Raw genomic sequence first — 13,838 nt, 5'->3', positions numbered from 1 at the left:
TAGACGTGCAATGGGGCGGGGGGCGTAGCGAAGGGGATTTTTCTGCATATGAAAGAACCCCCGGCAGGGCCGGGGGTTCTGAAGGTCACTCGTCGAGGAAGGAGCGCAGATGCTCGCTTCGTGTCGGGTGGCGCAGTTTGCGTAACGCCTTGGCTTCGATCTGACGAATCCGCTCGCGCGTCACGTCAAACTGCTTACCGACCTCCTCGAGGGTATGGTCGGTATTCATATCGATGCCGAAACGCATGCGCAGTACCTTGGCTTCACGGGCTGTGAGGCCGGAGAGTACTTCGCGAGTCGCTTCCTTGAGACTCTCGACAGTGGCGACATCGATCGGCGACTGCATGGTGGAGTCTTCGATGAAGTCACCCAGATGGGAATCTTCATCATCACCGATAGGTGTTTCCATGGAAATCGGCTCTTTGGCGATCTTCAATACCTTGCGGATCTTGTCCTCAGGCATTTCCATGCGTTCGCCCAGCTCTTCCGGAGTCGGTTCGCGACCCATTTCCTGCAGCATCTGCCGGGAAATACGGTTGAGCTTGTTGATGGTCTCGATCATGTGCACCGGAATACGGATGGTGCGGGCCTGGTCGGCGATCGAACGGGTGATCGCCTGGCGGATCCACCAGGTAGCATAGGTCGAGAACTTGTAGCCGCGACGGTATTCGAACTTGTCCACCGCTTTCATCAGGCCGATGTTGCCTTCCTGGATCAGATCGAGGAACTGCAGGCCGCGGTTGGTGTACTTCTTGGCAATGGAGATCACCAGACGCAAGTTCGCTTCGACCATCTCTTTCTTCGCGCGGCGGGCCTTGGCCTCACCGATCGACATGCGACGGTTGATGTCCTTGATCTCGGCGATGCTCAGGCCGGTTTCGGTCTCCAGCGCGCTCAGCTTCTGCTGGCAACGAACGATATCCGGTTGCAGGCGGGCGATGGCCTCCGCGTATTTGGACTTGCCTTTGGCCAGTGCATCGGTCCAGCTTTCGTCGACTTCGTTACCAGGGAACTGACGCAGGAAGTCGGCACGTGGCATGCGGGCATCACGAACGCACAGTTGCATGATCGCGCGCTCTTGCTGACGCAGACGATCCAGGGCGCTGCGAACACGCTCGACCAGGCCTTCGAACTGCTTGGGCACCAGCTTGATCGGCATGAACAGTTCGGCCAGGGCCAACAGCTCGGCGATGGCTTGCTTGTTGTCGCGACCGTGCTTTTTCAGCGCCTTGCGGGTGATTTCCATCTGCTCGGCCACGGCGCCGAAACGCTGTGCGGCGACGACCGGATCAGGACCGCTTTCGGCTTCTTCTTCGTCATCGCTGGCTTCGGCGTCGTCGTCATCGCTGTCGTCATCGGCCTTCTCGGCCTTGGCGTCGATCGGTGGCGGGACTTCGGCGGCAGGCGGCGTGGTGCCGTCGTCCGGGTCGATGTAGCCACTCAGGACGTCGGACAGGCGGCCACCTTCGGTGGTGACGCGAGTGTATTCGGAGAGAATATGGTCGACCGTGCCAGGGAAGTGCGCGATTGCGCCCATCACTTCACGGATGCCTTCTTCAATACGCTTGGCGATTTCGATTTCGCCTTCACGCGTGAGGAGCTCTACCGTACCCATTTCACGCATATACATGCGCACAGGGTCGGTGGTGCGACCAATGTCGGTCTCGACAGCCGCCAGCGCTGCGGCTGCTTCTTCAGCGGCCGCCTCGTCGGTATCGGCGTCGGCCAGCATAAGGGCATCCTTATCTGGCGCAACCTCGAATACGTTGATCCCCATGTCGTTGATCATGCGGATGATGTCTTCCACCTGTTCCGGATCTGAAATATCCTCCGGCAGGTGGTCGTTGACCTCCGCGTAAGTCAGGTAGCCCTGCTCACGACCCAATAGGATCAACTCTTTGATACGAGACTGCTGTTGCGCTTTTCCGGACATAACACCCTATCCACTGAAGGTCTTGGCGGGCAAAAAACAAGCCGAGGATTATACCTGAGCTGTGACCTCACGCGCCAGTTGAGGTCGGGTTTGATGTGGAGACATTGCGTTTTAATAGTTCACGCATTTCATTCGCTATCTGGCTGGCGTCCTCCGCGGTCAGCCCCGGCTGTCTTGCTTTCCTGATGAGGTCTTCCAGGTTCTGTGCGTGTTGACCCGCGGATAACCTAGTAATGGTGTCTAAAAACTGTTGTTCAAGATTGTCGTTTGCAATCAACCACTCTTTTTCTGCTAACGCCTTAAGCAGGCGCCCCTGATCGGTTCCGTGCCAGCGAGCCATGAGCTGAATGGAGCTTAGCTTAGGATTTTTCTGCACGGCCTCGACCAGTGCCACCAGTAGCTGGGCATAGGTATTGCTCTCATTTGCGAAATGATCAGCAGTTTCGACCTTGCTAGCCATCTGCGGGTGATGAATGAGCGTGCGAAGAGCAATCAGAGTTGGTGCTTCGACGCCTACCGGCACGCGTGGGGCACGTGGTTGGTCGCGATCGCCGCGCTTGCCGTTCTTGTCCCAGGGTTTCCTGTCCCATTTCTTGCCGCCGCTACCGGTTTTTTTCGGTGTCCACTCTTGCTGCGGCGCATAGTCCTGCTGAGGGTGATGATAGTCCGCGAAATCCGGCATTGCGTCGTAGTCGATGCCCGGGTCGTACGCCGGCGGCGCCTCCGCTGGAGCGCTGTGAGCCAGTTGGTTGACCGCTTCGCTGTTGAGGCCGGTGATTTCGGTCAGGCGCTGGCGCATCAGTGCGCGCAGGTTGGCGCCGGGTACCTTGTCGATCAGCGGTGCCGCGAGGGTGACCATGTGGGCCTTGCCTTCGAGCGAGCGTGGATCGGCCTCTTCGGTCAACTGCTGGAAAAAATAATCGGCCAATGGTTGTGCATGTTGATTGATCCGCGCGCGGAACGCGTCGGTGCCTTCGGAGCGCACCAGGGTATCGGGGTCCTCACCTTCCGGCAGGAACAGAAAGCGCGCCCGTCGGCCATCCTGCAGGCAGGGCAGCGTGGCTTCCAGCGCACGCCAGGCGGCATTGCGGCCGGCCTGGTCGCCGTCGAAGCAGAACAGTACGCTGGGCACGACACGGAAAAGTCGCTTCATGTGCTCTTCGCTGGTGGCGGTGCCCAGCGTCGCAACGGCATTGCGCAGGCCTTGCTGGGCGAGGGCAATGACGTCCATGTAACCTTCGACGACGATGATCTCGTCGAGGTTGCGGTTGTTCTTGCGGGCCTCATACAAGCCGTACAGCTCTTGGCCCTTATGGAACACCGGTGTTTCCGGCGAGTTCAGGTACTTGGGCTTGTCGTCGCCCAATACGCGGCCACCGAAGGCAATGATACGCCCGCGGGTGTCGCGGATCGGGAACATTACCCGGTCGCGGAAGCGGTCGTAACGCTTGCCGGTTTCGGCATTTTCGATCAGTAAGCCGGCATCGATCATGGCGCGCTGCTGCAGCGTGTCGCTGCTCAAGTGCTTGTACAGATTGTCCCAGCCGGGCGGGGCAAAGCCGAGACCGAAGTCCCGGGCAATTTCGCCGGTCAGGCCGCGACCCTTGAGATAATCCACCGCGGCCTTGCGGGCCGGATGGCTTTTGAGAGCCTGGCGATAGAAATCAGCCGCCGCGGTCAGCAGCGGATAGAGCGGCGAGTCGGTGGGTTGGCGCGGCTTGTGTGCCCGACCGCTTTCCTCACGAGGAATTTCCATGCCGGCGGCTTTGGCCAGTTCTTCGACAGCCTGGGGGAAGTCCAGGTTGTCGTGGTCCATGATGAAGCCGAGGGCATTGCCGCCAGCGCCACAGCCAAAGCAGTAATAGAACTGCTTGTCGGGGCTGACGCTGAAGGATGGCGTTTTTTCCTTGTGGAATGGGCAGCAGGCCGTGTAGTTCTTGCCGGCCTTTTTCATTTGCAGGCGAGAGCTGACCACATCGACGATGTCGGTGCGGTTCAGGAGGTCGTCAATAAAGCTCTGGGGAATCAGCCCGGCCATGGCGTTCTCATCATCACTGCGCGAAATAGGGGCCCGGAATCAGCAGGCGTAACCGGGTCCTGGTCATGAGACACTGTAAGCGGTGGCTCGACCGGGGTTGTCTGCATCATTGCTGTCGGGAAGTGTATCTGCCGATAATCCACTGACGTTAATTACCATCAGTATTCGACTGTTTGAATATGTTGCGCTGAATCCGGTCACGGCCGGTCAGGCCTCGGATAGCTCATCGAGCGGGCACGCAAGCAGGTGCCATGGGCTGATCGTCGTTAGAGGAATCAGGGTGTGCTCGTCAGTAGCCTTGGAAGGCTCGTCAGAAGAGACGTGCACCGCTGGCAGAAGAGCCAGGTCTGACGTGGTAAAGCAGTTGTCTCAGTCGCATCTGCGGCTTTGACTGTGAAGCATCAAGCGTTATTCCGCAAATGCCATAAGCCCGGCTTGAAGGCCGGGCTTGGCAGAAGCTTGCTACGAACGTCTGTGTATTAGTACAGGCGTACGGCGCGGCGCTGTTCGCGCTGAACTTTCTTGGCGTGACGCTTAACAGCGGCTGCTGCTTTGCGCTTACGCTCGGAAGTCGGCTTCTCGTAGAATTCGCGGCTACGAACTTCAGCCAGAACACCGGCTTTTTCGCAGGAGCGCTTGAAACGACGCAGAGCTACGTCGAAGGGTTCGTTCTCTTTTACTTTGACGGCTGGCATCCAGAGCTACCTTCATTCATTACCGGGGTCAACATCCTCGCGGCAAAAGAGCACTTGAAGACGTCGGTTTTTAAGGGTTGCGGATGTTAACCCCTCAACGCCAGGAATGCAAAGCCTCTGATCGAAAACCGCTGGTCGGGGCACAACGTGGCGACTATCATGCGCGCCTTCGAATTCAGCCTCCACAAGGCGCAAACCCATGCTAGTACTGGGATTAGAAACTTCCTGCGACGAAACCGGCGTCGCGCTCTACGACAGTGAGCGCGGCCTGCTGGCCGATGCGCTGTTCAGTCAGATCGACCTGCACCGCGCCTACGGCGGCGTGGTGCCCGAGCTTGCGTCCCGCGATCACGTCAAGCGCATGCTGCCCCTGATCCGCCAGGTTCTGGCCGAAGCCGGCTGTGTGCCGACTGAAATCGATGCCGTCGCCTATACCGCCGGACCGGGCCTGGTGGGCGCGTTGCTGGTCGGGGCTTCTTGTGCCCAGGCGCTGGCCTTTGCCTGGGGCATACCGGCCCTGGGTGTGCATCACATGGAAGGCCACCTGCTGGCGCCCATGCTGGAGCCGCAGCCACCGGAGTTTCCGTTCGTCGCCTTGTTGGTTTCAGGAGGCCATACACAACTGGTCCGGGTCGACGGCATCGGTCAATACGAGTTGATGGGTGAAAGCCTGGACGATGCGGCTGGTGAAGCTTTCGACAAAACCGCAAAGATGATGGGCCTCAATTATCCGGGTGGACCGGAAATCGCACGGCTAGCGACCCAAGGGGTCGAAGGACGTTTCGTATTTCCTCGGCCAATGTGTGACCGGCCGGGACTGGATTTCAGTTTCAGTGGCTTGAAGACCTTCGCCCTGAACACCTGGCAGCAGTGCGTCAGCGCCGGGGGCGACCATGAGCAAGCCCGTTGCGACATCTCGCTGGCGTTCCAGCAGGCCGTGGTGGAGACTTTGACCATCAAATGCAAGCGCGCTCTGAAACAGGCCGGGCTCAAGCGGCTGGTCATCGCCGGCGGAGTGAGTGCAAACAAGGCCCTGCGGGTGTCGCTGGAAAAAATGCTTGGCGACATGAAAGGCGACGTTTACTACGCCCGGCCGCAATTCTGCACCGATAACGGCGCGATGATCGCTTTTGCCGGCTGTCAGCGGCTGCAGGCCGGCCAGCGCGAAAGCCTGTCGATCAGTGTGCAGGCGCGCTGGCCCATGGAGCAGCTGTCGCCGTTGTGAAGTATTTAAAAATGCCGTTCGCGCCCGGCGAACAGGTCGCGTAGATTGCCCCGGTGACGCCAGACGATCAGCGCGACCAGGGCGGTCATCGGCAGCAGGGCCTCGGGTTCCTGCCAGGCCAGCAGCGGCAGGGTCAGCGGGGTGGCGATCAGTGCGGCCAATGAGCTGGTGCGGGTCAGGTAGAACATCAGCAGCCAGGCCGAGACGGCCAGCAGTGCCGCGGGCGGATACAGGCCCAGCAGCATTCCGGCGGCGGTGGCGACACCTTTTCCGCCCCGAAAGCGGAAGTACAGCGGGAAAAGATGACCAATGACCGCACAGACGCCGATCCAGGCCTGTTGCTGCAAGGAAAGCCCCGCGAGGCTGGCGATCAGTACCGGCACAAGACCTTTGCAAAGGTCGCCGAGCAGGGTCAGGACGGCGAGTTTGCGTCCGGCCAGGCGCAACATGTTGGTGGCACCGGCATTGCCTGAGCCGCTCATGCGCGGATCGGGGTGACCCGTCAGACGGCTGAGCACGATGGCAAAGGACAGCGAGCCGAGCAGGTAGGCGAGGATCGCCAGTAACCAAAACATGCTAACTATTCCGGGCGAGGATGCCCTGATTCTAACGGCGCATTGCGCCCTTGTCGTGCTGCGGAGAAGAGTGCTTGGACAGAGTGTTTATCGAGGGCCTGGAAGTCGACACGGTAATCGGTGCCTACGACTGGGAGCGAGACATCCGACAGTGTCTGCGGCTTGATCTGAGTTTCGCTTGGGATAACCGCCCGGCCGCCGCGGGCGATGACCTGAATCTGGCGCTCGATTATGCCAGTGTCTCATCGCGCATCCAGGCGTTCGCCGATCAGGCCCGGTTCCAGTTGGTCGAGACTTTCGCCGAGCGACTGGCTCAAGAGTTGATGGACGAGTTCAAGATTACCTGGCTGCGTCTGAAAGTGACCAAGCCTGGCGCGGTTCCGGCGGCCAGCGGAGTGGGTGTGGAGATCGAGCGCGGATGTCGCTGACACAGGTTTTTCTCGGGCTCGGCAGCAATATCGAGCGCGAAACCCACTTGCGCGCGGGGCTTGAAGCCCTTGCGGGCTTTCTGGTGGACATACGCTGCTCGGCGGTATTCGAGAGCCAGCCGGTGGGCATCAAAAGCGGGCCTTTCTTCAATTTCGTCGTGTCGGCCTTCACAGACCTGCCGCTGATGGAGCTGGACCGCCGTCTCAAGTGCATCGAGGCGGACAATGGTCGTTATGCGCCGGATCGCAAGGGGCTGCCGCTGGACATCGACGTGTTGTTGTACGGCGAGCAGGTCGGCAATTTCGAAGGCTTGGTTCTACCGCGGGCGGAAATCCTGAAAAATGCCTTTGTCTTGTGGCCATTGTCGTTGATTGCACCGGATCGCGTTCACCCAGGCGAAGGCAAAAGTTTTGCCACGTTGTGGGACGAATCGCAGATTGATCAGGTCCTGGCGCCGGTGGCTTTTGAATGGCGGGGCGAGCAGCTGACGTCTTCGGACCTGTTGCGAATTTCCTGACGCCATCGCGAGCAGGCTCGCTCCCACAGGTATAGGTATCCGGCACGGACACTAGTGTGGGAGCGAGCCTGCTCGCGATGGCGGTCCCCCGTCCGCTGAAAGTGCAAGCGGACACGCAACCCCTGTCAGTTCGCCCCCTCCTTGTAAGTTTTCAGGGCCCTGAGTCGTTCGCGTTTGATCGCCTCTCCCAGTTCAGGCCCCTTAAAGCCTTTCTCCAGCAATGGTTGCACTGCCACCCCCCGCGCCGCCGCTACCGCGCCGCGCAGATAGTCCGCCTGTGGATAACTTCGATTTTCCAAGCCCTTGCGGCCTCGGGCATCCATTTCGCAGGCCGCGATAAACTCTTCGAAGCGATGGGGGCGGCGGTACACATCAAAGCTCTGTAGTAATTCGAGCAAGGTGGACGCTTTCAATTCAAGCGCACGATGGCCATGGGTGTGATATTGGCCAACCAATAGCGCCAATTCCTGGCAGTCGCGTGGCACTTTGAAGCGCTCGCTGACTGCCCTGATCGGTTTTAATCCTTTGTGCTCATGGGCGATGTGTCGCGGCCATTCATGTTCGGGTGTCAGGGCCTTGCCCAGATCATGTAGCAGGCAGGCCCAGCGGACCGTTAGCGGTTGTTGGTGCAGGGCGGCTTGTTCCAGCACGCTCAGGGTATGTGCGCCGGTATCGATTTCCGGATGATGGGCTTCGGGCTGTGGTACGCCGAATAGTGCATCGACCTCGGGCATGAGGGCTTTGAGGGCATCACAGTCGCGCAAGACCTGGATAAACACCTGTGGCTGGTTTTCCATGAGGGCGCGGGAAATTTCCTTCCAACTGCGCTCGGCGGTCAAGGCTTCCAGTTCGCCAGAATCGCTGAGTTGGCGCATCAGCTCAAGGGTTTCGTCCGCCACCTTGAAACCCAGTGAGGCATAGCGCGCGGCAAAGCGGGCAACCCGCAGGACCCGGAGCGGATCTTCGGCAAACGCCGGAGAAACATGGCGGAGTACGCGAGCTTCGAGGTCACGCTGGCCGTGGTAGGGATCGGTGAGGTTGCCCTGATCGTCCTCCGCCATGGCGTTGATCGTCAGGTCCCTGCGAACCAGGTCTTCCTCGAGAGTCACTTCAGGGCTGGCATGAAACACGAAGCCGCCGTAGCCCCGGCCGCTTTTGCGTTCCGTGCGGGCGAGGGCGTACTCCTCGCCCGTGTCAGGGGCGAGAAACACCGGAAAATCGGCTCCCACGGGGCGAAACCCCTTGGCGATCATTTCCTCGGCCGTGGCGCCGACCACGACCCGGTCGACGTCGACGACGGGAATGCCCAGCAGGCGATCGCGCACGGCACCGCCGACTTTATAGATCTGCATAAAAAACCTCCGTTGATCCGACAGGATAACCTTTGCGTCGGGTCAACGGAGGCGAAAACGGGATCAAAGATGGATGACGGCCAGGTCCAGACGGCCGTAATCGCCTTCGGTTTGTTCGTTTCTGGGGGGGACATGGTGGGTTTTCATGACTTGGTCACCCTGCAGGGTTTCCAGATGAATATCGAAGCCCCACAGTCGATGCAGATGTTTGAGCACTTCATCCGTAGAGTCGCCCAGCGGTTTGCGGTCATGCGCCTGATGACGCAAGGTCAGCGAACGATCTCCCCGGCGGTCGATGCTGTAGATCTGTACGTTAGGCTCGCGATTGCCCAGGTTGTACTGCGCTGCCAGGGTTTCGCGGATGATGCGGTAACCGCTTTCATCGTGGATGGCGGGCACCAGCAGGTCGTCCTTCTGATCGTCATCGAGAATGCTGAACAGTTTCAGGTCACGGATCACCTTGGGTGAGAGGTACTGCAGGATGAAACTCTCATCTTTGAAGCTGCTCATGGCGAATTTGATCGTGGATAACCAATCCGAGCCGGCAATTTCCGGAAACCAGCGACGGTCTTCTTCGGTAGGGTTTTCGCACATGCGTCGTATGTCGCGGTACATGGCGAAACCCAGTGCATAAGGGTTGATGCCGCTGTAATAGGGACTGTCGAATCCGGGTTGGAACACCACGCTCGTGTGGGATGTCAGGAACTCCATCATGAAGCCGTCAGTGACCAGGCCTTCGTCATACAGGTCGTTCATCAAGGTGTAATGCCAGAACGTGGCCCACCCCTCGTTCATGACCTGGGTCTGGCGTTGTGGATAGAAATACTGGGCAATCTTGCGCACGATGCGCACAATTTCCCGCTGCCATGGCTCCAGCAACGGGGCGTGCTTTTCGATGAAATAGAGAATGTTTTCCTGGGGTTCGGCGGGGAACCGCGCGTTATCTTTCTCGCTGTACTTGTCGGCGCCTTTTGGAATGGTGCGCCACAAATCATTGATCTGCTTTTGCAGGTGTTCTTCACGGTCCTTCTGGCGCCGGCGTTCTTCTTCGGCGGAAATCGGATACGGCCTTTTGTAGCGGTCCACTCCATAGTTCATCAGGGCATGGCAGGAGTCCAGAAGGTCCTCCACGGCATCAATGCCGTGGCGCTCCTCACATTGCATGATGTACTGCTTGGCGAACACCAGGTAATCGATGATCGAACTGGCATCGGTCCAGGTGCGGAACAGGTAATTGCCCTTGAAGAAACTGTTGTGGCCATAGCACGCATGCGCTACCACCAGTGCCTGCATGCAAATGGTGTTTTCTTCCATCAGATAGGCGATGCAGGGGTCGGAGTTGATCACGATCTCATACGCCAGCCCCATCTGGCCGCGGGTATAGGATTTTTCGGTGCTGAGGAAGTGCTTGCCATAGGACCAGTGGTGATAACCCAGCGGCATGCCGACCGACGCGTAGGCATCCATCATCTGCTCTGCAGTGATCACCTCGATCTGGTTGGGGTAGGTATCGAGGGCATAACGGTCCGCGATGCGGCTGATCTCGCGGTCGTAGGCCTGGATCAGCTCGAACGTCCACTCGGAGCCGGTGGAGATAGGTTGGCGCTTCTGCTCTTTTTTGGCGGTCATGTCACTAACCTGCGCTGGAAGAGTTCACGGAAGACCGGGTAGATATCCCCGGCCGAGACCAGTTGCTGTTGCGCAAACGTGTCGGAAAAAGCTTCGGCGATGCGTTCATATTCATACCAAAGGGCTTGGTGTTCCCGGGGCGTGATCTCTACATAGGTGTAGTACTGCACGAACGGCATGATTTGATTGATGAGGATGTCACGGCAGATCGGTGAGTCGTCGTTCCAGTTGTCTCCGTCGGAAGCCTGGGCTGCGTAGATATTCCACTCGTTGGCCGGATAACGTTCGGCCATGATTTCCTGCATCAGTTTCAGGGCGCTGGAGACGATGGTGCCGCCGGTTTCCCTGGAGTAGAAGAACTCCTCTTCATCCACTTCCCTGGCACTGGTGTGGTGGCGGATGAACACCACGTCGATCTTGTCGTAATTCCGCTTGAGGAACAGATACAGCAGGATGAAGAATCGCTTGGCGATATCCTTGGTGGCCTGGGTCATGGAGCCTGACACGTCCATCAGGCAGAACATCACTGCCTTGGAGCTGGGGTTTGGCTGTTTGACCAACAGGTTGTATTTAAGATCGAAGGTATCGAGGAACGGCACCCGGTGGATCCGGGCGCTGAGTTTCTCTATTTCCGCTTCCAGGTCTTGAATGTCTCCGAAGTTGTCGGGTTCTTCGCATTTCAGGCGGGTCAGCTCTTCCTTGGCTTCGCGCAGTTTCGCCCGACTGCTGCCCGACAGGGCGATGCGCCGGGCATGTGCCGAGCGAAGCGTGCGGATGATGTTGATGCGGGACGGGTTGCCTTCATTGCTGATGCCGGCGCGCACGGTCTTGAAGGTGTCGGTGCCGGTCAGGTTGCGTTTGACCAGGTTTGGCAGTTCCAGGTCCTCGAACATGAACTCCAGGAATTCCTCCTGGGTGATCTGGAACACGAACTCGTCCATGCCTTCGCCGGAGTTGCCGGCTTTGCCGGGCCCTCTCCCGCCGCCGCCACCCGGCGGTCGGGGGATGTGCTCGCCGCTGGTGAATTCCTTGTTGCCGGGGTGCACGACGGTCTGTTTGCCACCGCGACCATGGTGAAGCACCGGTTCGTCGATGTCGCGGCCGGGAATACTGATCTGTTCGCCATGTTCCATGTCGGTGATGGAACGGCGGCTGACCGCTTCTTCCACGGCCTTCTTTATGTGGTCACGATAACGCCGCAGGAATCGCTGACGGTTCACCGTGCTCTTGTTCTTGCCATTGAGGCGTCGGTCGATCACATAGCTCATAGGGCCCTCCGGGCAGCTTCAAGTGATGAGCCACAAGCTTCAAGTAGAAGCAGTTACCCGGTTGCCAGGGCTAACGCGCTTGTTCCTTGCAGCTTGCAGCTTGAAGCTGTTTTATTGCGATTTCCGGACCCGCAGATACCACTCGGAAAGCAGTCGTACCTGTTTGTCGGTGTAGCCACGTTCGACCATGCGTGTAACGAAGTCGTTGTGTTTTTGCTGGTCCTCCTTGCTGGCCTTGGCATTGAAGCTGATGACCGGCAACAGGTCTTCGGTGTTGGAGAACATTTTCTTCTCGATGACCACCCGCAGCTTTTCGTAGCTGAGCCAAGTGGGGTTCTTGCCATTATTGTTGGCCCGCGCCCGCAACACGAAGTTGACGATTTCGTTGCGGAAATCCTTCGGATTGCTGATGCCTGCGGGTTTTTCGATTTTTTCCAGCTCCTCGTTGAGCGCTACGCGGTTGAGAATTTCCCCGGTTTCCGGATCACGGTATTCCTGATCCTGAATCCAGAAATCCGCATACAGCACGTAGCGGTCGAAGATGTTCTGGCCATATTCGCTGTAGGACTCCAGATACGCAGTCTGGATCTCCTTGCCAATGAACTCGATATAGCGCGGGGCCAGGTATTCCTTGAGGAAGCGCAGGTACCGCTCGCGGGTTTCCGCCTGGAACTGTTCCTGCTCGATCTGCTGTTCCAGCACGTACAGCAGGTGAACGGGGTTGGCGGCGATTTCGTGGGGGTCGAAGTTGAAGACCTTGGACAGGATCTTGAACGCGAAACGTGTGGACAGGCCGTTCATGCCCTCATCGACCCCCGCGTTGTCGCGGTATTCCTGGATCGACTTGGCCTTCGGATCGGTGTCCTTGAGGTTTTCACCGTCGTACACCCGCATCTTCGAATAGATGTTGGAGTTCTCCGGCTCCTTGAGGCGCGACAGCACGGTGAACTGTGCCAGCATCTTCAGGGTGTCGGGGGCGCAATGAGCCTTGGCCAGTGAGCTATTGAACAGCAGCTTGTCGTAGATTTTCACCTCATCGGTGACTCGCAGGCAGTAAGGCACCTTGACGATGTAGATCCGGTCGATGAACGCTTCGTTGTTCTTGTTGTTGCGGAAGGTGTGCCATTCCGACTCGTTGGAGTGAGCCAGCAGGATGCCGTTGAACGGAATCGCCCCCAGGCCCTCGGTGCTGTTGTAGTTGCCTTCCTGGGTAGCGGTCAGCAAGGGGTGCAACACTTTGATGGGCGCCTTGAACATCTCGACGAATTCCATCAGGCCCTGGTTGGCCCTGCACAGTGCGCCGGAGTAGCTGTAGGCATCGGCATCGTTCTGTGGGAATTCTTCCAGCTTGCGGATATCGACCTTGCCCACCAGGGCCGAAATGTCCTGGTTGTTCTCGTCACCGGGTTCGGTCTTGGCCACCCCGATCTGATTCAGGATCGAAGGGTAGAGCTTGACCACCTTGAACTGGCTGATGTCGCCGCCGAACTCGGCCAGGCGCTTGGTGGCCCATGGCGACATGATGGTATTGAGGTAGCGGCGTGGAATGCCGAAGTCTTCCTCGAGGATCGCGCCATCCTCGGTGGCGTTGAACAGCCCCAGGGGCGATTCGAACACCGGCGAGCCCTTGATCGCGTAGAAGGGCACCTTCTCGATCAACTGCTTGAGTTTTTCGGCCAGGGACGATTTACCGCCACCCACCGGGCCAAGCAGATAAAGGATTTGCTTTTTCTCTTCCAGGCCTTGGGCTGCGTGACGGAAATAGGACACGATCTGGTCGATGCATTCTTCCATTCCGTGGAAGTCTTCAAAAGCCGGATAGCGGCGAATCACCTTGTTGGAAAAAATCCGCGAAAGCCTCGAGTTGGTCGAGGTATCCAGCAGTTCGGGTTCTCCGATTGCCAGCAACAGGCGTTCTGCAGCCGATGCGTAGGCACTACGGTCCTGCTTGCAGAGTTCGAGGTATTCCTGCAGCGAGTATTCCTCCTGCCGCGTGGACTCGAAACGTTGCTGGAAGTGGCTAAAAATGCTCATGACGTCACCTCGCTCGATACGTGGAGCCGGTGTCGGATCAATCAGTCGTTGCTGGTCAGCCGCTGGGAATCCAGCTGCCGTTTATCCCCCCAGAATGCTTCCAGGATGAAGGTCCCTGGAAAGCTGACTCCCGATGATCCGCG

The 13,838-nt window shown here is 58.6% G+C and carries 11 protein-coding genes; 3 read left to right on the top strand and 8 right to left on the bottom strand.

The genetic code is table 11. From position 1 onward, the window contains the following. Nucleotides 1-85 precede the first annotated feature (85 nt). The 3 genes from rpoD to rpsU all read right to left on the bottom strand — a co-directional run bounded on the left by rpoD (nt 86) and on the right by rpsU (nt 4,666). A complete protein-coding gene (gene rpoD, locus QZH45_RS27570) occupies nt 86-1,933 on the bottom strand; it encodes an RNA polymerase sigma factor RpoD (RefSeq protein WP_024777399.1) in 1,848 nt (615 codons plus the stop codon). A gap of 67 nt (nt 1,934-2,000) precedes the next feature. Further along, the gene (gene dnaG, locus QZH45_RS27565; RefSeq protein ID WP_024777400.1) at nt 2,001-3,971 is read right to left on the bottom strand and encodes a DNA primase; all 1,971 of its coding nucleotides are present in this window, start codon (nt 3,969-3,971) and stop codon (nt 2,001-2,003) included. A 479-nt stretch (nt 3,972-4,450) separates the two neighbouring features. After that, the gene (gene rpsU / locus QZH45_RS27560) at nt 4,451-4,666 is read right to left on the bottom strand and encodes a 30S ribosomal protein S21 (protein ID WP_002551877.1); all 216 of its coding nucleotides are present in this window, start codon (nt 4,664-4,666) and stop codon (nt 4,451-4,453) included. A 199-nt stretch (nt 4,667-4,865) separates the two neighbouring features. On the opposite strand from rpsU, the gene tsaD reads away from it, so the two are divergent. Further along, entirely contained in the window at nt 4,866-5,891 is a 1,026-nt protein-coding gene (tsaD, locus tag QZH45_RS27555; RefSeq protein ID WP_024777401.1) for a tRNA (adenosine(37)-N6)-threonylcarbamoyltransferase complex transferase subunit TsaD, read from the top strand. Between the two features lie 5 nt (nt 5,892-5,896). Here tsaD and plsY read toward each other — a convergent pair whose 3' ends face one another. Then, complete coding sequence (plsY, locus tag QZH45_RS27550) at nt 5,897-6,466, bottom strand: glycerol-3-phosphate 1-O-acyltransferase PlsY (RefSeq protein ID WP_024777402.1); 570 nt, start codon at nt 6,464-6,466, stop codon at nt 5,897-5,899. 74 nt (nt 6,467-6,540) lie between these two features. Here plsY and folB point away from each other — a divergent pair, with 74 nt between their 5' ends. Both folB and folK read left to right on the top strand, forming a co-directional pair. Beyond that, nucleotides 6,541-6,894 (top strand): dihydroneopterin aldolase, encoded by a 354-nt coding sequence (folB, locus tag QZH45_RS27545; protein ID WP_024777403.1) that lies wholly within the window; start codon nt 6,541-6,543, stop codon nt 6,892-6,894. Continuing rightward, nucleotides 6,885-7,412, top strand: a complete 528-nt coding sequence (folK, locus tag QZH45_RS27540; RefSeq protein WP_024777404.1) for a 2-amino-4-hydroxy-6-hydroxymethyldihydropteridine diphosphokinase — start codon at nt 6,885-6,887, stop codon at nt 7,410-7,412. Before folB ends, folK begins: the two co-directional genes overlap by 10 nt. A 125-nt stretch (nt 7,413-7,537) precedes the next feature. Here folK and QZH45_RS27535 read toward each other — a convergent pair whose 3' ends face one another. The 4 genes from QZH45_RS27535 to QZH45_RS27520 form a co-directional block, all read right to left on the bottom strand. Then, nucleotides 7,538-8,764 (bottom strand): multifunctional CCA addition/repair protein, encoded by a 1,227-nt coding sequence (locus QZH45_RS27535; protein ID WP_024777405.1) that lies wholly within the window; start codon nt 8,762-8,764, stop codon nt 7,538-7,540. Nucleotides 8,765-8,827: 63 nt separating this feature from the next. Next, nucleotides 8,828-10,393, bottom strand: coding sequence for a SpoVR family protein (locus QZH45_RS27530; RefSeq protein WP_024777406.1), 1,566 nt, complete (start codon nt 10,391-10,393; stop codon nt 8,828-8,830). Then, the gene (locus QZH45_RS27525) at nt 10,390-11,661 is read right to left on the bottom strand and encodes a YeaH/YhbH family protein (protein ID WP_024777407.1); all 1,272 of its coding nucleotides are present in this window, start codon (nt 11,659-11,661) and stop codon (nt 10,390-10,392) included. Before QZH45_RS27525 ends, QZH45_RS27530 begins: the two co-directional genes overlap by 4 nt. A 111-nt stretch (nt 11,662-11,772) precedes the next feature. Beyond that, the gene (locus QZH45_RS27520; RefSeq protein ID WP_024777408.1) at nt 11,773-13,695 is read right to left on the bottom strand and encodes a PrkA family serine protein kinase; all 1,923 of its coding nucleotides are present in this window, start codon (nt 13,693-13,695) and stop codon (nt 11,773-11,775) included. Between the last annotated feature and the right edge of the window lie 143 nt (nt 13,696-13,838).

It is taken from the genome of Pseudomonas corrugata (assembly GCF_050920615.1).
Taxonomy (GTDB): Bacteria; Pseudomonadota; Gammaproteobacteria; order Pseudomonadales; family Pseudomonadaceae; genus Aquipseudomonas; species Aquipseudomonas corrugata.
The sequence above is the reverse complement of the archived record's forward strand: the minus strand, read 5'-3'. Positions and strand labels throughout refer to the sequence as shown.